20 protein-coding genes are annotated in these 20,390 nt (G+C 47.4%); 3 read left to right on the forward strand and 17 right to left on the reverse strand.

All coding sequences use genetic code 11. From position 1 onward, the window contains the following. The first annotated feature begins 15 nt into the window (after positions 1 to 15). Positions 16 to 1,554, forward strand: a complete 1,539-nt coding sequence (locus KD909_RS08285) for an FAD-dependent monooxygenase (protein WP_211781312.1) — start codon at positions 16 to 18, stop codon at positions 1,552 to 1,554. Positions 1,555 to 1,606: 52 nt separating this feature from the next. On the opposite strand, the gene KD909_RS08290 is transcribed toward KD909_RS08285, so the two are convergent. Continuing rightward, positions 1,607 to 1,855 (reverse strand): hypothetical protein, encoded by a 249-nt coding sequence (locus KD909_RS08290; RefSeq protein WP_012726118.1) that lies wholly within the window; start codon positions 1,853 to 1,855, stop codon positions 1,607 to 1,609. A gap of 95 nt (positions 1,856 to 1,950) precedes the next feature. Here KD909_RS08290 and KD909_RS08295 point away from each other — a divergent pair, with 95 nt between their 5' ends. Beyond that, entirely contained in the window at positions 1,951 to 2,238 is a 288-nt protein-coding gene (locus KD909_RS08295; protein ID WP_012726117.1) for a hypothetical protein, read from the forward strand. 34 nt (positions 2,239 to 2,272) lie between these two features. On the opposite strand, the gene KD909_RS08300 is transcribed toward KD909_RS08295, so the two are convergent. From KD909_RS08300 to recU, 8 genes are all read right to left on the reverse strand, one after another. Further along, positions 2,273 to 2,848: an NERD domain-containing protein gene (locus KD909_RS08300; RefSeq protein WP_159562155.1), complete on the reverse strand. Its 576-nt coding sequence runs from the start codon at positions 2,846 to 2,848 to the stop codon at positions 2,273 to 2,275. A gap of 19 nt (positions 2,849 to 2,867) precedes the next feature. Then, positions 2,868 to 3,164, reverse strand: coding sequence for a cell division regulator GpsB (gene gpsB, locus KD909_RS08305; RefSeq protein WP_012726115.1), 297 nt, complete (start codon positions 3,162 to 3,164; stop codon positions 2,868 to 2,870). Between the two features lie 4 nt (positions 3,165 to 3,168). Next, a complete protein-coding gene (locus tag KD909_RS08310; protein ID WP_211781313.1) occupies positions 3,169 to 3,714 on the reverse strand; it encodes an SLOG family protein in 546 nt (181 codons plus the stop codon). Then, on the reverse strand, positions 3,711 to 4,874 hold the full coding sequence (locus tag KD909_RS08315) for a ribonuclease H-like domain-containing protein (protein WP_211781314.1): 1,164 nt from the start codon (positions 4,872 to 4,874) through the stop codon (positions 3,711 to 3,713). The genes KD909_RS08310 and KD909_RS08315 overlap by 4 nt, the downstream gene beginning before the upstream one ends. After that, on the reverse strand, positions 4,871 to 7,120 hold the full coding sequence (locus KD909_RS08320; RefSeq protein ID WP_211781315.1) for a DEAD/DEAH box helicase: 2,250 nt from the start codon (positions 7,118 to 7,120) through the stop codon (positions 4,871 to 4,873). The genes KD909_RS08315 and KD909_RS08320 overlap by 4 nt, the downstream gene beginning before the upstream one ends. Before the next feature lie 17 nt (positions 7,121 to 7,137). Then, positions 7,138 to 7,698 (reverse strand): hypothetical protein, encoded by a 561-nt coding sequence (locus KD909_RS08325; RefSeq protein ID WP_211781316.1) that lies wholly within the window; start codon positions 7,696 to 7,698, stop codon positions 7,138 to 7,140. 80 nt (positions 7,699 to 7,778) lie between these two features. Further along, a complete protein-coding gene (locus KD909_RS08330; protein ID WP_211781317.1) occupies positions 7,779 to 10,403 on the reverse strand; it encodes a transglycosylase domain-containing protein in 2,625 nt (874 codons plus the stop codon). 20 nt (positions 10,404 to 10,423) lie between these two features. Continuing rightward, positions 10,424 to 11,050, reverse strand: a complete 627-nt coding sequence (gene recU / locus KD909_RS08335; protein WP_211781318.1) for a Holliday junction resolvase RecU — start codon at positions 11,048 to 11,050, stop codon at positions 10,424 to 10,426. 357 nt (positions 11,051 to 11,407) lie between these two features. Here recU and KD909_RS08340 point away from each other — a divergent pair, with 357 nt between their 5' ends. Then, a complete protein-coding gene (locus KD909_RS08340) occupies positions 11,408 to 12,259 on the forward strand; it encodes a DUF3800 domain-containing protein (protein WP_035387865.1) in 852 nt (283 codons plus the stop codon). Between the two features lie 119 nt (positions 12,260 to 12,378). Here KD909_RS08340 and KD909_RS08345 read toward each other — a convergent pair whose 3' ends face one another. The 8 genes from KD909_RS08345 to dinG form a co-directional block, all read right to left on the reverse strand. Continuing rightward, positions 12,379 to 12,666: a hypothetical protein gene (locus KD909_RS08345; RefSeq protein WP_211781319.1), complete on the reverse strand. Its 288-nt coding sequence runs from the start codon at positions 12,664 to 12,666 to the stop codon at positions 12,379 to 12,381. A 249-nt stretch (positions 12,667 to 12,915) separates the two neighbouring features. Next, positions 12,916 to 13,575 carry an endonuclease III gene (gene nth, locus KD909_RS08350; RefSeq protein ID WP_211781320.1) on the reverse strand — a complete coding sequence of 220 codons (660 nt, stop codon included), beginning with the start codon at positions 13,573 to 13,575 and terminating at the stop codon, positions 12,916 to 12,918. After that, a complete protein-coding gene (locus KD909_RS08355; RefSeq protein WP_015881496.1) occupies positions 13,575 to 14,159 on the reverse strand; it encodes a DnaD domain-containing protein in 585 nt (194 codons plus the stop codon). The genes nth and KD909_RS08355 overlap by 1 nt, the downstream gene beginning before the upstream one ends. Before the next feature lie 62 nt (positions 14,160 to 14,221). Further along, positions 14,222 to 15,523: an asparagine--tRNA ligase gene (gene asnS / locus KD909_RS08360; protein WP_031423961.1), complete on the reverse strand. Its 1,302-nt coding sequence runs from the start codon at positions 15,521 to 15,523 to the stop codon at positions 14,222 to 14,224. A gap of 20 nt (positions 15,524 to 15,543) precedes the next feature. Continuing rightward, positions 15,544 to 16,731: a pyridoxal phosphate-dependent aminotransferase gene (locus tag KD909_RS08365; RefSeq protein ID WP_211781321.1), complete on the reverse strand. Its 1,188-nt coding sequence runs from the start codon at positions 16,729 to 16,731 to the stop codon at positions 15,544 to 15,546. Positions 16,732 to 16,751: 20 nt separating this feature from the next. Continuing rightward, positions 16,752 to 17,237 (reverse strand): hypothetical protein, encoded by a 486-nt coding sequence (locus tag KD909_RS08370; RefSeq protein ID WP_211781322.1) that lies wholly within the window; start codon positions 17,235 to 17,237, stop codon positions 16,752 to 16,754. Continuing rightward, entirely contained in the window at positions 17,234 to 17,419 is a 186-nt protein-coding gene (locus KD909_RS08375; protein ID WP_015881492.1) for a YpmA family protein, read from the reverse strand. Before KD909_RS08375 ends, KD909_RS08370 begins: the two co-directional genes overlap by 4 nt. A gap of 65 nt (positions 17,420 to 17,484) precedes the next feature. After that, positions 17,485 to 20,295, reverse strand: a complete 2,811-nt coding sequence (gene dinG / locus KD909_RS08380; RefSeq protein WP_211781323.1) for an ATP-dependent DNA helicase DinG — start codon at positions 20,293 to 20,295, stop codon at positions 17,485 to 17,487. Positions 20,296 to 20,390: the final 95 nt, after the last annotated feature.

Raw genomic sequence — 20,390 nt, forward strand, 5'->3', positions numbered from 1 at the left:
TAGGAGTTGATCAGCGTGGACGAACAAGTAGATGTATTGATTGTCGGTGCCGGACCAACCGGCCTGACACTCGGACTCACCTTAGCCAGATATGGCGTATCTTTTCAAATCATTGATCGTAAGACGACCCCGTCGGACAATTCACGAGCTATCGGGATTCAGCCGCGGACCATCGAAGTGTTTTCTCGTTTAGATGTTGCGCAAGAAGTGCTAGAGCGTGCCCGAACAATCGAGCGAGGGAATCTATATTTTTCGGGACAGTGGACAGCAAAGCTTGAGTTCTCCAAACTCGTGACCCCTTATCCGTTCGTGACGTTGTTACGTCAAAATGAAACCGAAGAGATTTTGGAACGCGCCCTACGAAAATATGGACATGTTGTGAAGCGTGGGGAAACCTTGTCATCCATTACCCAATATCCATCCCGTACCATCGCACATTTGACCGCGACTGATGGGATGACTCGTGCCGTTGAAGCGAAATATGTTGTCGCCGCCGATGGAGCAAACAGCTCGGTTCGTCGGATGCTCGCCCTTCCGTTTAGCGGTAAATCATTTAAAGAGGCTTGGGTGTTAGCCGATTTGAAGGCGGATTGGCCGATATCCCGGGAAGAGGTTCATATCTTTTTTTCGGATCGAGGAGTGCTTGAAGTCTTCCCGCTCACGGATGAAACAATTCGTATCACGGGAAACTTGAGAACGGATGAATCATTCCAAGAATCGGACCTTCAAGAATTGGTGGAACAACGCAGTCATATGCCGGTCCATATTCGCGACGTTGAGTGGTTCTCCTTATTCCGCGTGCACAATCGCATGGTCGATACGTTCATTCACAACCGCATCATTCTCATGGGGGATGCGGCACATATTAACTCCCCGGTCGGCGGACAAGGGATGAACACCGGGATAGCGGATGCCTTCAACTTAGGTTGGAAACTGTGGTTACATCTCAAAACTGGCGCTCCCCATCACGTCGTGTCCACCTATCGGGACGAGCGCGAACATGTTGCCCGCAACGTGCTACAGACGACGAATATCGCAACGGAGATGTTGCAGACGACCCTCCCGATGCTCTTGCCGTTCCAAGCAATCGGTGCGGATGTCTTCACTCGCGTCAATCTCGTCAACCAAAAGATTACCGAACGGATCTCTCAGCTCCATTTATCGTATCCGAATGCGCTTCGGTTACCGTTTCGTCGCGTCGCGGAAGGAAAGATTTTTCCGGAGACTGAGATTTTACGAACGGATGACGGGTTTCGGACAAAAATATCCGAAATTGCAGACGGACGGTTTCAAGTGCTCGTATTTGACGACGGGAAACGTGATTTGACGTCCATTTATGACTATTTGAACAAGAACCAGCCGTTCATTCAAACGATTACCTTATCTAAGACGAGTCGCCCGTTTTTCGATCAAGGAAACGAACTAGCCAAATCACTCTTTATGAAACGTGGCATATTAGTCATTCGTCCAGACGGTTATTTGTTGCATAAGCAACATCACGTTCGCTTAAAGCCATTACAGGACAAGTTGGCCGTCTGGCTACCTTCTTCTTGAACGTGTATAAATGGAGAGCCTCACCAAATGGGTGAAGCTCTCCATGTCATGACTATTCAACGTTTACATATAGAATACCTGGTTTCGAGAGCGTCAAATCGTAAAACGCCTCAAACGCCTCGATATCTTCTAATTTTCGGAAATCGATTTGATCTGTCTCTTCATTCGGAATGGCCACGATGATACCTTCCTCTGTCGATTTGATCATGCCCGTTTGTCCGTTATGAATTCGGATATAGAGTACTTGCTGATTTTCTAGGAGTGAGATCGCCTCTCGTCTCGATTGAATCGGTTTTTTCATTTCATCCCCTCTTTTCCATTTCAGTATACCGTTCGCTCCATATTGCTTTCAACTCGCCACACCATTAAACTTGTGTAAAGAAGGGGTTGAAGGCATTGGAAACGTTATTGATCATCGTACTCGCCATTTTGTTTGTCATTTTGGTCTCGATTCGGACAATTCGCAATTTAAAGTGGGTTCGTTTCGGTGAAGCATTCGGGAAACAAGGTGAAGAACTTCTAGGTGATTATCATTATTTGACCGAGCAGGGCATCACCTGTCGTGTGGAACAAGGACTACCGACCGGCAAACTATTAAAGCCGCTCGCAAAAAACTTGGACGATCGCGTTGCACTGTTCGTTCACCGAGATGATGCGGCAAAAGCAAGAGAACTTTTAAAATAAGATGAAGGCCGAATACAATCATTCGGCCTTCATCTTATTTATGTACTTGTCGCTCAGAACAATAATAGGCGATTTGTTTGACGAGCGGCTCTGTCAACGTCTCAAGGTTCGTTTTACTGATCACCTGATCCACCAGAGCGAATGAATCTCCACAATTCGCCTTAATTCGTTCTAACTTCAATCGTTCCGTTTCCGGGAAGATTAAAAACGAATAGACGGGAATTGCTTGATTACACTCTTTTTTTAATCGTGACCGCACTTGTTTGGTCATCCGTTCTAATTCCGTGACAGGGTGAGGATAAACCTGTTTCCACCCCATCGAGGTCTCGGTTCGACATTCCCGGTTCGTCATATGGACGGGGGCTGGAGTTCGATTTAATTGAATCAAGAATACGCCTTTAGGTCCGACGAGCACGTAATGAACGAGATCATCCCCTAATTTGACTTGTTCAATCATCATCCAATCAAATCGGCATGTTTGTCTGATGTTTTCGACGAGACGATCTGTATAGCAGGTTGGTGCTTTCATCACTTCTTCTTTCACACGAAACAGCTTTTTTGTCTGTTGTTTGACTGGTTGTTTCTCCGTGGCCGTTAACACTTGCAACATGGACTCCACCCCCTATTCGTTATTCGCTTGGACCGACTTGCTTTCCAAAGACCGCTTTTTCGAGATTTGAAATTCGGCGTAACATGTCATAATTTGAGGCAACCGGCTGTGCTGGTTTAGCCGGTTCCGATACAGGCGCAGGTTCCCGTCGCAACGAGTCGTTTTCTTTTTGAAGACGCTCGATTTCTTTCGCCATTTTTTCATAATCTCGAATGACGACATCTAAAAATTGATCGACTTCTTCTTGTGAATAACCACGTAACGCGGTCTTGAATTCTTGTTTATAAATCGCTTCAGCTGTTAATTCCGTTTGCATCATATCACTCCCATTGTTGTTCCCATTGTTTTTCTTCTTCAATGACTCGTAAGTCTTCTTGTGTGATCAAGAAAACTTCCATGTTCGGCTTTCGCCGAGCCCCATCGACTAGAAACCGGGGACTTCCTTCCGTTTCTTCGTCATACAAGGTGATCAATCCTTCTGCTTTATCTAAAAAGAATGCTGTTTTTGCCCGTAGCTGACTCGGGTCTTCGTATGGACGCTGTGTCAGCGGCTCAAAAAGGTCTGCCTCGAGTTGCAGTTGCACAAATAGTTCTTGTTCGAATGGTTTATAGCGCTCATCCATGTTTAAGAACGGCGGAAATACGGCGATTTTAATCGGATATGTTTCTCTTAACTCTAACAATACTTGTCCGGCCCACAATTCACAACCATTCGTTCCACTAAATATGAACCATTCTGCACCTAATTCGATGACTTCAAGTATCTTTTTCCGGTAAGCTTCTTGAATGATTTCAATACCCGGATGATCCGCTTTGAAGATGCCGAGTTCATGAGGACGATATCCTGTGACGGCTACTACTTTCATGTTCGCTTCCTTTCTAGGCGAGCACGGCGATGTTCTAACGCATCTTTCTCGCGTTGCATCGTTTGACGTAACACCGTCCGCTTTTGATCAAGAATCTCTAACGCTCGCTCCGTGTAATCAATCGCTAAAGCCACGTCCTTTTGTTTATGCTCTGCATATTTGGCGAGTTCGACGTACCCTTCAATCGTATGAAGCGACTCAAATAGCGGAATGGCCTCCTCAAATCGTCCAACCCGTTTTAATAACATCGCTTGCCGCATGATGGCACGCTTCGATGGACTCGGGAGTTGCTCAAACTCTCTCAGCGCTTGATCTTGTTCGCCAAGGTCATGTAGCCAGTGGGCACGTTCTTCTCCGAAATCAGTTACCGGGGTCGTGACGAGTTGACTGAGACGCGTATACAAGGAGACGAGGCTTAAACAGTCCGCGTGATGGTGCTCAAGGACCGGCAGCAATATTTCTGGATTCCGCTCTTTGACGTATTGAAAATAGTGCATCGGTGCCAAGAATCCAGGAAGGTCATCCGTTCGTTCATGACCAAAGTATGCTTCGACCGCTTTTAATGATACTGATTCTAGCCTCGGTTTTAATAATCGTCTTGCAGCGTGAAGTAAATCGACATGACCCACTGAAGGTAATTGTTTCACCCGTGATTTGACGAACGTGTGTCTCGTCTTGATTTGAGGCCAATCAAATGACTTCCCGTTATAGGTGACGAATCGTACCTCATCTCCGATGTCTTGCAAGAAATGATAGTAAAAGGCGGTTTCAAACGCCGGATGAGGTAGCACGTATTGAATCATTTCAAGTTGTTCCGCACGAATCCGTGCAAACCCGATTAAAAAAATCGACGTTCCAGACCCACGTAAACCGGTCGTCTCCGTATCCATGAACAGGACTTGGTCGGGGTCTAAGTCGACGGCGAAAAACGGATGCTCGGTTCGAGCCATCATCTGTCCTGCTTCTCCAAACTTGAAGTCGTGATACACCTCGTCAAGGGGATATGTCTTCCGGATCCGGACGCACCATTCCCCCTCAAACGTTAAAATCTCGCCCCCATGATCCTTCCACTTTTGCTGTTCTACTTCATCAGAGGTCGCAACACTAGCTTTTGGGGCAGGTTCGTTCGTTTTGATTAATCTAGATAGTTTAGCTTTCATATCGTTCCTTTCAATCCTTGCAACTGGCGAATGACTTGCTGCTTGAAGTCACCGTATCCAACCATGCCGACACAACGGGGACATCCGCTCTCACACGGACAGTCGGATACCGTCCGTTCTGCCGCTTCAAGCACCATGTCTGCATCTTTAAAGAGCGCCTCGCTGAGCCCGATTCCTCCAGGATAGCGGTCATACAGATAGACGGTCGGCTTACTCGTATGTGTCGACTTCATCTGAATCGTTGTGAATAAATCGAGCGTGTCACACATGAGATAGAGTGGTGCAAGCCGTCTCATCAAATCACTGACCGCTTCAAGTTGATCTTCGAGGTCCGCCTCCGAATAGGCGAATCGCTCATCCAACGTGAACCATGTAGCTGTCGTATGCAACTCTCGCTCCGGTAGATGAATCGGACCCGACCCTATGTTCTCATGCGTCCCGAATTTTATTTTCTTAAACAAGGTGGCCATCGCGATGACTGATACCTCACCAAACGTCTTCGCTCCGTCTGACTTGTTCTCTTCGAGTACTTTCAGTTCAACTGCTAAGTTCGCATCCGTATAGTAGTCAACGTCAACCCGGCGGACATATGCTTTCTTCTCCTCAAAATCGAGTTTTTCGACCTGATATTGCTCGGCTCCATGCAAATATATCGCTTCATCATGTAACAACGTCATGGCACTGAACGTGTCCATTTCACCGATAACTTGATGCTTTGCCGTCTGATCGACGATGACGACATTCTCTTGATCACTCGTCCGAAGCGAGATGTCATGGGCCGGGAACGAATCCGTCATCCAATAGTACCTATCGGCCCGTTCGTGTAAGACGTGAGCATCCGTCAAAAACTCTAATATATCTTCTGTGTCGACTGTTCCGAACCGCTCTCCCTTTTGAAACGGCAACTCAAAAGCGGCACATTTGATGTGGTCTACTAGAATAATCAAGTTATTCGGGTCAAGACGTGCCGCTTCCGGTGAGCGATTTAAAATCATGTCCGGCTGTTCGACGACGAGTTGGTCGAGTGATGACGAGGATGCGACAAATACAACGAGTGACTCTGAATGCCGACGACCGGCGCGCCCAGCCTGTTGCCATAACGAAGCGACTGTCCCTGGATATCCATTTAAGACGCATGCTTGAAGTTGACCGATATCGACACCGAGCTCTAACGCGTTTGTCGAAACGACCGCTTTGATTTCCCCGTTTCGCAACCGTCGTTCGATTTCTCGGCGTTCAGATGGAAGATAGCCGCCACGGTAACCGACAATGGACTTTGGTCCAAGCTCCCGCCGTGTTAGTTCCTGCAAATAAGTCAATAGCACCTCGACACGTACGCGCGACCGCGCAAATACAATCGTTTGTATGTTCGCTTCCACGAGCCTCGAGGCGATTCGTTTCGTCTCGAGCGTTGCGCTACGACGAATTCCGAGTGCTTCATTGACGACAGGCGGGTTGTAGAACACAAGATGTTTCTTCCCTTGTGGTGCCCCGTTTCGATCGATTAAAACGACTTCTTCTTCCGTCAATAGCTCGGCAAGTTCAAGCGGATTCGCGATGGTCGCCGATGTCATGATCCATTTCGGGTGACTACCATAGTAGGCGCAGATTCGTTTTAAACGTCGAAACACGTTCGCAACGTGACTGCCAAACACGCCGCGATACGTATGGAGTTCGTCGACGACGATATATTCTAAGTTCTCAAATAGACGAATCCATTTCGTATGATGAGGTAAGATGCCGGAATGTAACATATCCGGATTCGTGATAACGATATTCCCCGCATCACGAACTTTCGTTCGTGCCGCAGGTGATGTGTCGCCATCATAGGTGAAGCACCGCAAATTCCCTTCAAGGGCTTCGACCATCTCCATCAAGTCACTGTTTTGATCTTGCGCGAGTGCTTTTGTCGGGTAAAGATAAAGCGCACGTGCTGTAGGTTTTTCAATCATCTTGGATAGAACGGGTAAGTTATAACACAGTGTTTTTCCAGATGCCGTAGGTGTTACGATGACCGTCGAATGACCAGCCGCCGTTTGTTTCACAGCCTCGGCTTGATGCGTATACAGCTGTTCAATTCCACGATTCTTAAGTACATTCACCAATTGTTCAGGCACCTGCTTTGGAATTGGGGCATATTGGGCTGGACGTGCATCGACCGTGTGCCAATGACGTACGTGGTTTGAAAAACCAGGATCATCTCTTAATTCTTTTATGATTTCTTCGACAGAGCGAGATTTTCGCATCTAGTCACCTTCTTTCATTACGCATTCGAAGGTGCAAGGTCCGCTACAACTTGTCGGATTTGATGAATCCGTTCATCTCGTACCACTCTCGATACAGCGGGCATCTGAAAGATGGCCATGTCTTTAAATGTAGCAGCGACATGCTCATTCTCTTCTTCGAGGCGGAGGAGCGCATCTGAAAACAGACGTTGCGTCGACCGTCCGAACAAGACGATGGTATGTAGTTTCGTACATTTCGAATGAACCGCTAAAAGATGTTTGACGTAGCGTTGCACCGTTTTATAATAATCTTCGTTTGTTGAGATGAGTTGACGGTTGCCGCGAAGAAGTTCTGGATAATAGGATTCTTCGCCCGTGAACATGGTCTCGACTCCGATTCGTTTCAAGTAAGCATGTCCGATCGCTTCGGCGACGGTTTGGTCCTGGATGAGACGCCCAAACGGTATGGACTCTTTTAAGAGCACATGTGAAAGCTTTAACCCGAGATGTCCACCGAGAGGCACGCCGAAATCATCGTCTTGCAGTCGATCTATGACAAGTAATACTTTCATCTTGCGTTTTAAAGAGAGTTGAACCATGTGTCACCATCCTGTTCCCTTTCTTTTCATTATAACAAAGTCAAACGAAAAACAGGGCGAACAATGTCGCCCTGCTCTCCTTAGTTATTCCCATTGTTTGAATTGCTGTTTCCACGATTCGTGTCAGATGATTCACCATTGGATTGTCCCTCTAACGGAGTTCCTGAATCATCTCCGTCAGTTGGTTCGTCTGTTCCTTCGCCAGAACCTTCATCCGTCGCCGGTTCATCAGGAGTTTGTTCGTCGGTGGTATCTTCGCCGTTTCCGTTTCCGTTTCCGTTTCCATTTCCGTTTTCGTTCCCGTTCCCGTTATTTTCGTCTGATGGTTCATCTTCGGAATTCCCCTCGTCAGAAGGGTTTTCCTCTTCTTCCTTTGGCTCTTCTTTCGGTTCGATTGAGTAGCTCGCTTGCGCCGGTGCCGATTGCTGCTCACCCGTCAACGGGTTCGTTGCATTCGCGACAATGGTAAACGTTGTGTCTCCTTCGGCCAAGTTTGCAATATTCACACTCGTCTCCCCGGTCGTTCCGACGACTTGCTCACTTCCATCGGCTGACTTTTGTGTCACCGTGAACGTGATATCCGTATAACCATCGGCTTGTGCACCATCGAAATCGTATGACCATGAGACAGAACCGGTTTGACCTTCTTCATCGTAGTTAACACTTGCCCCAGTCGGAGCAACCAACTTCTCAGGTTGAAGATCTTTTGGTTTTGTTCCTTTTACATAAAGCTCATTGCCAAGTGACAAGACTGAGTCTGGACGCTGGAATCGATCCGGTTGTCCCGTCGCATTCGTCACTTGTTGCATCATATATTCGAAATAGTATTGGGCATAGTCAGGATCGAACGAAGCGACTGTCGAATCTTTCGTTTTTCCTGTCCATACTGAGATCGAGTAATCCGTAGAATAACCAGTAAACCATTTATCTTTCGGATTTGTAGAGTTAGGCTCGTTCGTCGTACCCGTTTTACCTGCTACGTCCCATGGGAACGCGCCAGGTACATAAGTTCCACCTTCAGCACTCACAACATCACGAAGCATGTCTGTCAACATATACGCTGTATAATCTTCCATTGCTTGCTTGGCTTTAATCGGTGAATTAATACTTGAACCATCATTGAATTCAATTTTTTGAATCAAGTGCGGTTTTGTATACATCCCATTCGCACCAAGTGTTGCATAAGCTGCGGCCATCTGTGTCGTGCTCGCTTCTGCCGTACCTAAAGCATTAGATTCGTTGAGTTCATCGCCAGAATATGAAGGTTCGATTCCTACATTTTTAACGAACGATTCGATTGCTTCTTGTCCATACTCATCCCGCACTTCTTGGAAAGCACGAACTGCTGGCGTGTTCGCTGAAATTTTCAAGTATTGGCGCATCGTATTTGGTCCACGGAAACCTGAATAATAGTTATTCGGACTATATGTGCCATCTAATTTAGCGTCAAGCAACACTTTACCTGTCGACCACTGCCCATTTTCAATTCCAGGACCATAATCGAAAAATGGTTTAGCTGTCGATCCGATTTGATACTTCTCATTTGAGTAGTCACGATATGTGGTATCACCTTGCTTCGCCTGTTGACTGTCTACGATAGCGACAATTTCACCGGTCTTTGTATTCAAGACGGTTGCACCCATTCGTAAATCTTCAGGGAAACTACTTGTTTGTAAATTAACATTATTCGATTTAATATCACTGTTGATTTTTGTGTGTAACTCTTTGTTGATTGACGTATAAACTTTCAAACCAGTCCCGTAAATATCTGACTGTTCAAGACCATAGTCCTCTTCTAACTCATTCAATACACGAGAGTAAATCGCACGTGTGAACGCTTCTTCTTCCGTCTCTTCACCTGGAGAGATGACGTCAGCAATGGCGACATCAAGTGCCTCATTGTACTGCTCCTCAGAAATATGTCCGTCACGTTTCATCGCAGACAAGACTTGCTCTTGACGGTAGCGGGTCAACTCCTGATCACCATTGATTGGATCGTAGGCACTTGGACGTTGCGGGAGACCTGCGAGAATCGCGGCCTCTTGATAATTGACCTCAGAGACCGGCTTATTGAAGTAACGTTTCGATGCGGTTTGCACACCGTATCCACCACTACCATAATAGTTTTTGTTCAAGTACATCTCTAAAATCTGTTCTTTCGTATACTCACGCTCGAGTTTGAGTGCGAGCCATTGTTCTTGAAGCTTACGTTTTAACTTCTTATCTGTCGAAAGGAACGACTGCTTGACCAATTGTTGTGTGATGGTCGATCCACCTTCTGCACCGAAACCGTCTGTCAAGTTGGCAACGACGGCTCCGCCGATTCGACGTAAGTCAATCCCGTTATGCTCATAGAAACGACGGTCTTCGATTGACACGACCGCTTGTTGCATCACTTCAGAGATGTCGTCGATGGAGACATACTCTCGAATCTGACCCGCCCCTTCGAGCGGTTCTCCTTCAGCCGAAAGCAACTGAATCGGATACGTATCGACAAGTTTGTCTTCATCTAGTTCTGGTGCTGTCGCAATGGCGTATACCGTATAGGCGCCGAATGCGATTACCGCGGCAATAAATAACATGAAGCCTAATAAAAAGATGCGTTTCCACATCGGTTTCTTACTTTTCGTCTTTGGTTGTTTCCCAATTTTTTTGCGTTTATTCGTCGTCGAATCTTGTCGACGTGCGACCCTACTTCGCTCCATTCATGGTTCACTCCTTCTATTCAATCGAGCCATTGATCGAGCACCGTCAAATAATCAATCGACGGTAAGGCTCTCGTCGGAACTTCAATCGCTTCCTTTTCGATAAAGCTGAACGGAATCGATTTTCGCCCCGTTAATCGTTGTTCCCACCACTGAACAAGTTGCTCGGTGGTCAATACATATTGCGTATTATAGCGACTAAAGCGAATGATGACAAAACAAATCCCTCCATGACGTTCACACTCACGCATGTGGGCGATTTGGTGGTCATGAAAATTGCCGAGCGGAAACGATGTCTTATTATTCGTTTCTTTCGCTTCAAAGTCAATGTACCTACCACGATAAACACCGTTGTAATCGGTCGTAGATGCCTGTTTGAAATAGGCTTCCGTTACTTTGGCGGCACTTCGCTTCGGGTAGTCGACTTTGACGATTTGGAGAGGGGTTGGTTTTTTGTGGATGACGGCTCGTTGATGAATCCGATAAAACTCATTCGTTTCATTTAACAGCGTCTCCAAGTTCATTCCGCGATTCGCATAGGTTTGAGAATTCGATGATTGCTTCGAAATTCCTTCCCCCTTTGTTGCCTTTGTCACGTTTGCCTTTTTACCGTTTGGATAATGGAACAATGTCGTCACCCCATACATACATATTAACAGGTCGGTCCACTCGTTCCTTCCGTCTCAGGTCTGATTGTCGACTTCTGTCGGTCGACACTTGTGTGGATTTACCGCAACACATATCGTACCAAACTCCCGTATGTTAAACTAGTATGTAAGCGATTGTGTATCCAAATTGAAAAGCTCTCGTTATGTATATCCCGATTGTTTTTCTATGATAATAGCACCCTTAGTGTTTATCCAAGATGACACACCGATAAACCTAATTGATGTCATTCTCGAAAAAAATGTGCAATACCTGTGCAATAGATTGACCAAATCACCATTTGGAAATAAAATAGGTTGCTTAAAGACGTTACTGTTAAGCCGTTTTGGAGGGATTGGATGGAAAGTGGAAAGAAGTATGTCATGTTCGTCGACGAGACAGGTACGCCGAAGGGGAACACGCAATTTAACTTGACGGGCGTGCTGATGGAATATAAGTATTCAATCGATGCAGACGAAACTGGACTACCGTGTGAATTGAAACGACGTCTTCAGGCGTTCAAACGTGATGTGTTCAAAACCGAGCATATCCCACTTCATTTAAAAGAAATTTTAAAAGCGGAACATCCTTACGGAAAAGAAGATGGAATTACGATTGATATGTTGCGCGACTTTTGGGATAAGCTCCCTGAATTTTTGCGAGGAATCGACTGTACGATCGTCAGTGTCGAGGTCGATAAACAGAAGCTTCATGACTTTTATTCGACGCCCAAAGATCCGTATGTCGTTGCGTTCGCTCACTTGATGAAGTCATTCTATGCGTTTTTAGAAGAAACAGAGGCAGTGAGTGCCCGGGTCGTCCTGGAATCCCGAGACGATTATCAGAACTTACTGATTCAAAAAGCATTCTTCGATATTTTCAATTCAGGTACCGTTCATTTAGACGTTGAAAAGAGCCGTCAAAAAATCAAAGGCTTCATCTTCTCTGAGAAGCAGAACACGATGTATCAATCTGGGTTAGAAATCGCGGACCTCGTCTGTCTGCCACTTTCTCGCGTTCGTCGCGGCGTGATTGAAGTGAAACCACGGTTCGTCCATTATGGGGACGAGAACCGAATCTTTAAGGCCATTAAGGACAAAATTTACATCCGTAAAGAAAGTCCGGACCAAGATTTCCGAAACTGGGGCTTCAAAAAAGTGCCAATCACGAAAAAACGTCGCGAATGGAGCGACCATCCTTGGAATCATTAAGCAAAAACGCATCGACACCTTTCGTGTCGATGCGTCAGCTTGTTGACTAACATGAATCTTATCGCTCGCCTGTCCGGCGCCCACGCTTTCCTCAGGCAATCCCGGAGCCGCATCGCGACCTAGGTCGCTGCTGGGTCTCCGTCGGATTGCTTTCCTGAGGGAGTCGGGGCGCCGTCGGGCGAGCAACGCAAACGGTCGTCATCTGGCGGCCGTTTGTCTTTTTCTAAGGCCACGACGGCCGAAGAAAAAGCTCGATACTTACTTCGAATCGATGTTTTAGGGGAAAGGGAAGGTAAACGCCGAGCCCGCCCGTCATCAATCCCGAGATCATCCGCCTCGGCCCGCCGTTCACCATCCGTTCCGTTCGTCAGACCGTGAAGGATGGATTGTGTCGACTTGTTGATCATCAGATCCGCCCCTGTGTGTTCTTCTCACAACATTATATGGGATGAAGGACAAAAGGTGACCAAGAACGGGCAGGCGAGACTCCTGGGGGAATAGCAAGCAAAGGGAGACCCAGCAGTGACGCAGTCGCGATGCGGCTCCCTGCTTGCCCCTAGGAAAGCGAGCCGTGTCCGGGTTGGGCATATAAAAGACATTAGACCTATACTTTGTCTACAGTCTGACGCATCGACACTTTTCGTGTCGATGCGTTTTTATGTGGTGACTTCCTGTGACTTCATTCGTTTCTTTCCTTCTCGGCACATATGCAACAGTGGGCATGCCTCACAGCCCGGACGTTGTGCCTTACAATGATATCGTCCGAAGAAAATGAATTGATGATGAAGTTGTGACCATTCCTCGCGCGGAAACTTTTTCATTAATGTGTCCTCGACTTGGCGGACATTGTCTTTCCAGCGACAAATACCGAGACGTTTGGATACTCGTTCCACATGCGTGTCAACCGCAAACGCCGGTTCATGGAATGCAACAGAGAGAACGACATTGGCTGTCTTACGACCGACTCCAGGGAGCGCCTCCAACGATGCTCGGTCAGAAGGGACAATGCCCCCATGCTCGTTCACAATTTTTTCTGAGAGTGCTTTTACATTCTTCGCTTTGTTACGGTACAGACCAATCCGTTTAATCAATGCCTCAATCTCAGACACGTCAGCCGCCGCCATCGCCTCGACAGTCGGAAACGCTTCAAACAAACCCGGTGTCACCTTGTTGACGAGTGCATCCGTCGCTTGTGCGGAGAGCGCGACGGCGACCACCAATTCGAATGGATTTTGATGCGTCAACTCGCAATGAGCATCCGGGAACATCTGCTTCATCGTATCTGACACTTCCTGTAATTGTGCTCGCGTCAACATCACTTATTCCTCCGTTGATATTCCACGACATCCTCGAGCGATTCGACATGATGATCTTGCCAAACACGCAGGATTTTGTCCATGTATTTGAAGTTTCGCACGTTTCGTAGTTTCGCTTCCCGAAGCGCGGCCATGATGAGTTCCTCGCTAAAGCCATCTTCCGTCATCCAGCCGACGATTTGTTCAATCTCGAACGGGGTGATCGTTCCGAATTCCCGCTCAAACGTATGAATGATATTCTCATTCAGTGTCTGCTGGGGCGCAACTTTCTCTTCCCCTTGTAACGCTTCGAAAAGTGGCAATAGGCTATATCGCTCACCATCACTTGAAGCGTCAATGGCGATCAACTCTTTTTGCAATAGACCGAGGAGTACTGATCGCGCCTCATTCTCCGAAACATTCAAGCGTTTCCCTAACTCGCTCGGGAGCGGCATGACGATGCCTTCCCCAGTCATTTCAAGAAGATGGACAATCAGACTGAACTCGACGGGTGACAAGTCGAGGCGTCTCGCATCGGTGAACAGCTTTCGTGGAATGACGACCGGACTTTGTTCGAATAATTGAATCAATTGATGTGCATCCATGTCGCACTTCCTTTCTAAGACACATCAATCGGGGAGGACATGACGTCTTCCCCGATTAATCGTTAAGGGTGAATTCGGTTTAATAAACGTGGGAACGGAATCGCTTCACGGATATGTTCGATTCCACTGATCCATGCGACTGTACGCTCGAGGCCAAGTCCGAATCCAGAGTGTGGGACCGAACCGTATTGACGAAGTTCAAGGTACCAATCATACGCATCCGTTTCGTCGAGACCTTCTTTGATGATTTCTTCTTTTAGACGATCGTAGTCGTCCTCACGTTGAGATCCCCCGATGATTTCACCATATCCTTCTGGAGCAATCAAGTCCGCACACAGAACGAGTTCTGGATTCTCAGGGTCTACTTTCATATAGAACGGTTTGATTTCTTTTGGCCAGTGCGTGATGAATACCGGCTGATCATGTGCGTTGGCAATCGCCGTCTCGTGCGGTGCACCGAAATCATCACCGTATTCGATGTCGTCGAATCCTTCTGCCTTCAAGAACTTGATGGCATCCTCGTAACGAACGCGTGGGAACGGCGCTTGTACTTGTGCCAATTTCTCAAGATCACGTCCGAGAAGTTCCAATTCATTTTTACAGTTCGCAAGTGCCGACTGCGCAATGTATGAAACGTACTGCTCTTGAATCTCGAGGTTCATGTCATGATCGACAAATGCCATCTCCGGCTCGATCATCCAGAACTCAATCAAGTGACGACGTGTTTTTGATTTCTCCGCACGGAACGTCGGACCGAATGAGAATACTTTTCCGAGGGCCATCGCCGCGGCTTCCATGTACAATTGACCCGTCTGAGAAAGGTAGGCCGACTGACCGAAATAGTCTGTCTCGAACAATTCTGTCGTCCCTTCCGGTGCACTGCTCGTAAGGATTGGCGGATCGATTTTGACGAATCCTTCTTTGTTGAAGAATTCATATGTCGCACGGATGATCTCGTTACGAACTTTCATAATCGCGTGTTGGCGACGTGAACGGAGCCATAAGTGACGGTTGTCCATCAAGAATTCCGTTCCGTGTTCTTTCGGTGTGATTGGATAATCAACCGATTCCGCAATCACTTCTAAATCTGTCACTTCCAATTCAAATCCGAGTGGTGTACGTCCACCATCTGATTTGACATTCCCTGTGACCCAAACCGACGTTTCTTGCGTAATCCCTTTTGCAAGTGTAAATAACTCTTCCGCCACATCAGCTTTTACAACGACCGCTTGAGCAAAACCGCTCCCGTCACGTAATTGAAGGAAAGCAATCTTACCACTTGAACGTTTATTGGCAATCCACGCCCCTACACGGACCGATTGGCCTTCATAATCTTTAAATTGGTTAATCGAAATAGTTGTCATGTTCATTTCCATCCTTTCGCTTATCGAGAACGCTTCGTAACGAAGTCTTCTACTCGATCGAGCGCTTCTAATACGCGTTTTAATTCAGTTGCATAGGATAATCGTACGTAATCGTCTTGTCCGAAGCCAGAACCAGGCACGAGTGCCACATTTGCTTCTTCAAGAACAGCTTCACACCAAGCATCGACAGTGTCATAGCCACTCTCTGTGGCCGCGACCTTCGCGTTGGCATATAAGTAAAATGCACCTTGCGGCTTCAAACACGTGATGCCAGGAATTTTGACGAGACGGTCGTAGACGATTTCAAGTCGTTCCTCGAAAGATTGACGCATCATTTCCACATCTTCTTGTGGTCCATTGTATGCCTCTACCGCAGCCGCTTGTGCAACAGATGTCGGGTTGGATGTCGAGTGTGAGGCCAAGTTCGTCATCGCCCCGATGATTTTTGCGTCCCCAACGGCATATCCGATTCGCCAACCTGTCATCGCGTGAGATTTCGAGACACCATTGATAATGATGGTGCGTTCACGCATATTCGGAAGGGTCGCAATCGATACGAACGACGCATCACCGTAAATCAACTTTTCGTAAATCTCATCACTGACGACGAGAAGATTGTGGCGAAGAACGACATCGGCGAGTGCCTGTAGCTCTTCTTTCGTATAAATCATTCCCGTCGGATTGGATGGGCTGTTCAAGATGACTGCCTTCGTACGAGCAGTGATCGCACTCTCGAGTTGCGTTGGCGTCAATTTAAATGATGTCTCTTCATTCGTGTCGACCAAGACAGGTTCCCCGTCCGCCAATTTGATTTGTTCCGGGTAACTGACCCAGTATGGGGCTGGGACAATCACTTCGTCCCCTTCATCTAGAATAGCTTGGAACAAAGCGTAAAGGGCATGTTTCGCACCTGAAGCCACCATCACCTCGTTGCGTTCGAACGACAATCCACTATCGCGTTTCGTCTTTTCAATGATGGCATCTTTCAACGCGACTGTCCCGCCAGATGGCGTGTATTTTGTGTCTCCATCTCGAGCGGCTTGACAAGCAGCATCGATGATTCGTTCTGGTGTGTTGAAATCAGGTTCACCCGCGCCGAGACCAATGACATCTTTGCCTGAAGCTTTCAGTGCCTTCGCCTTAGCTGTAATCGCTAAGGTAGTCGATGGTGTGAGTTGTTTTACACGTTTCGCTAATAGATGTTCCATCATAATCCCCCTCTAATTCATTACATTTGATCGGTCAATTGGACCCGTCGAATAAATTCTCCGGTCTGAAGCGTATAGTACGAATACGTATAAGACGCATCCGCTTTCGTGACCACTTCGATGAGTGCCCGTTCGTCAAAACCAACCTTACAGCTGACCAGTTGTCCGCCTGTCTCCTCAACCGACTTCGAACAGACGTCAGTAGCGTCCACTTCACCGATTTCTCGTTGCTCGATCTCCAGCTTTTTATCCAATGGGACAAACCAAATGGACTTTCCGTCTACTTCTGGGAAGACGACATACGCCTCTGTCCCATTGAACAGTTCTCCCTGACCTACTCTCACGTCTGGAGATTCTTCAGCCAATCGTGCCATCGCCGTTTCGACGAGCTTTTCTTTTTGATTCTCTGTATGACCGATGGTGAATCGATACATCACGCTAAAGACAAGGACGACACCAATCAGTGCCGCCAGTAATGAGACGATCCATTTTGCCTTTCTGGTCATTCTGTACGATAGATGGTGAAGACCATCTCTTCCTTCTTCGGATCATTCACTTTCTTCTCAAGTGACAAACCGAACATTAAATCCTGACTCTTTAAGGTCCGATTCAATAAGTCGACAATTTTGTAAACGTCCGCAGTCGGTTCGATGCGCACGCTCGCCAGCGTCTCAATATTCGAGTTCATATTGACTCCTCCTCCAAAAACACTATACGTATCATTATAAAACGATAATATCGTGATGCCTAGCGTTATCTGTCATTTCGTGCCACAGACTTTTCCTTCTCGTCTAAGAACAACTCTAACTCGGATAACGACGTTTCAAGCGTTCCTTCAATCCGGTCAACTTTAGGCAAGCTGTTGATGAACTGTTTGCCGTAACGCGTCGTCTCCACACGCCGGTCGAACACAAAGACAGCACCATAATCCCCTTTCGATCGAATCAATCGACCGACACCTTGTTTGAAGCGAATGACCGCTTGGGGCAAGGATAACTCAAAGAACGGTGATTTCCCCATCGCTTCAATTTTCTCAGAACGAGCTTGCATGATCGGCTGGTCGGGCGGTGCGAAGGGAAGTCTTACAATGACAAGGCATGTCAACGCCTCCCCCGGAATATCGACACCTTCCCAAAAGCTAGCTGTTCCAAAGAGAATCGACTGTTCCATCCGTTTGAACTGTTTCGTCAAGCGGCTACGTGAGCCACCGCTCACACCTTGTGCGAGAAGTGTATAAGACGGGTCAAGATGGTCTTTGACTTGTTCGTAAGTGAGGCGAAGCAATTCGTTCGATGTGAACAAGACGAGCATCCTTCCTTTCGTCACGTTCGCGATTTGGACAATCGACTGGGCTGTCTGATCGACGAACTGAGGGAGCGGCACTTCATTGATCAACGGGAAGTCCGACGGTACAAACAGTTTGGCCTGTTCTTTGAAGTTGAATGGCGACGGTAAGACGACTCTTCGGACCGGTTCTCCTTCTAATCCGAGGCGTCGTTCCATAAAGCTGAACTTCCCTGAGACCGTCATCGTCGCTGATGTTAAGATTGTCGGTCGCTTCTTAAACAGACGTTCATGCAACAGCGGTCCGATTTCGACCGGTTGCGTGTACACCGAGGTTAATTTCCGATTTCCTAAATTCAATTCGACCCAGCTGACCGCATCATCGTCACGCGTCAGCATCGTCTCATAGATGACACTCTCGAGTTCGCGCACGTCTCCAATCAACGTTTTTAAATCACCGAGAAGGGCGCGCTGTTTGAACGTCATATGTTCTTTACGTTCATCGAGCAGGCGATGGAGATGTCGGAGTGACGTCCGCAACGTCCGCAGTTTGTCCTCGAGTCGATTGGCCACTTCTCGAATTGGTCTAAACGTTGCCCCTTCCCGTTCGAAACGAACCGTTTGTAGAGGTTCTTTTTTCTTACCTAACGATTGAAGGGAAGTCAGAAGATCTTCGAGTTCTTCTTCGACCCGAGCGAGGGCAGAATCGATTTGTTGACTGAATGCCTCAGCCTCTTCGGTTACGGATGTCAAATCGGCTAACTGGATGATGCGAGAATGGAATTTGCCATCCGCTCCGTAGCCGAACCATTTGAAGAGGCGGTCAAATTGAATCGCATCAAATGTCACACCGAAATGATGCGAGGCCACTTCCTCGACTTGATGGGCCTCATCTAATACGAGAGGCGTGTCCGTCGGTAAAATGCCTGCCTGATGCTGTAAATCCGAGAACAGTAAGGCATGATTGGTCACAATCAGGTCCGCTTCTTTCGAGCGCAACACGGCTTTCGTGAAAAAGTCACGGCTATACCACGGATCGAATCGACCAAAGTCACTAGAAGCATCTGCTTGAATCAAGCGCTTGAACGAAGCAGGTCCTTGTGTCGCAGAACCCGGGAATGAGAGTTCCTCTAAGTCCCCGGTCTCGGTTTCTGTGAGCCAGACGAGGACCATCGCTTTACACATCGCTGCCAAAAGACCGTCATTTGATTCGTCGAGCACCATCTCGAACTTACGCAAATCGATATAATTGCGTCTTCCTTTCAACAGCGTGAATTCAATCTCAGGAAAAATCTGACGAAGCACGGGCAAGTCTCGATTTAACAACTGTTCCTGCAATTGAATGGTATGCGTACTAATGACGACCGGGCGTTTCGTCTCGAGGGCATGGTGGGCACTCGGAATCAAGTACGCTAGCGTCTTACCCGTTCCCGTACCCGCCTCGACTAACAATGTTTCCTCATCGTCTAGCGCTTTATAGACGTGACGCATCATTTCGAATTGACTCTGTCTCGGTTCAAACTGATCAAACAGTGAAGGGAGCGTCTCTTCAATCGTCCGCAAAAGGAACGGCTCGAACGGTTCACGTTCTGTCGCCGGAATAAAAGCATCTACCGGTCGTCGTAACGCAATTTTACGATGGATATCAAAACGGGTTTCGTCGTCTGGACGAATCCCGACCTCAAGGATGATCTCATCGAGTAACGGTTCGATATGACTCGTCCATGATTCAGATAACTCTCGAAGTCGTTTCAGGGTCACCATCGGTAAACCGCGCAAACGGTCGAGCATCCGAATGAAGAGCTCTGCCGTCGCCTCTGCATCACTGAGTGCCCGATGTGCGTCTGTATGTACGAGGTCAAACGTATCCGATAGCGCTTCTAACGCATGACTCTCTAAAGTCGGATACAGAATACGGGCCAATTCGACTGTATCAATGGCTCTCCCTTGAAACGCAAGGTAACCCGCTTGTTCAAGACTCTCGTTTAAAAAAGTTAAATCAAATGCGACGTTATGCGCGACAAATACCCGTCCATCTAGCATTTTCCAAATGTCGGGAATCACATCTTCAAATGTAGGTGCGTCACTTACATCTTCGTCACTAATCGTTGTCAATTGCGTAATAAAAGGTGGGATTGGTCGACTCGGTCGAATCAAGGTGCTGTAGCGTTCAATCACTTCGCCCTCTTGTACGACGACCGCCGCAAACTCAATCAGTTCATCTCCGGACTTTACGGAATGACCCGTCGTCTCTAAATCCACAATCACATACGTGTCCATAACATCCATCCCATCTTTGGCACGCTCGTGCTTTCTGTCTGTCTCATCTTACCATAGAACGAATAACGAAAAAACGGGGATGCCTCTGCCGACAC

Source organism: Exiguobacterium sp. PFWT01, assembly GCF_018255795.1.
GTDB lineage: Bacteria > Bacillota > Bacilli > Exiguobacteriales > Exiguobacteriaceae > Exiguobacterium.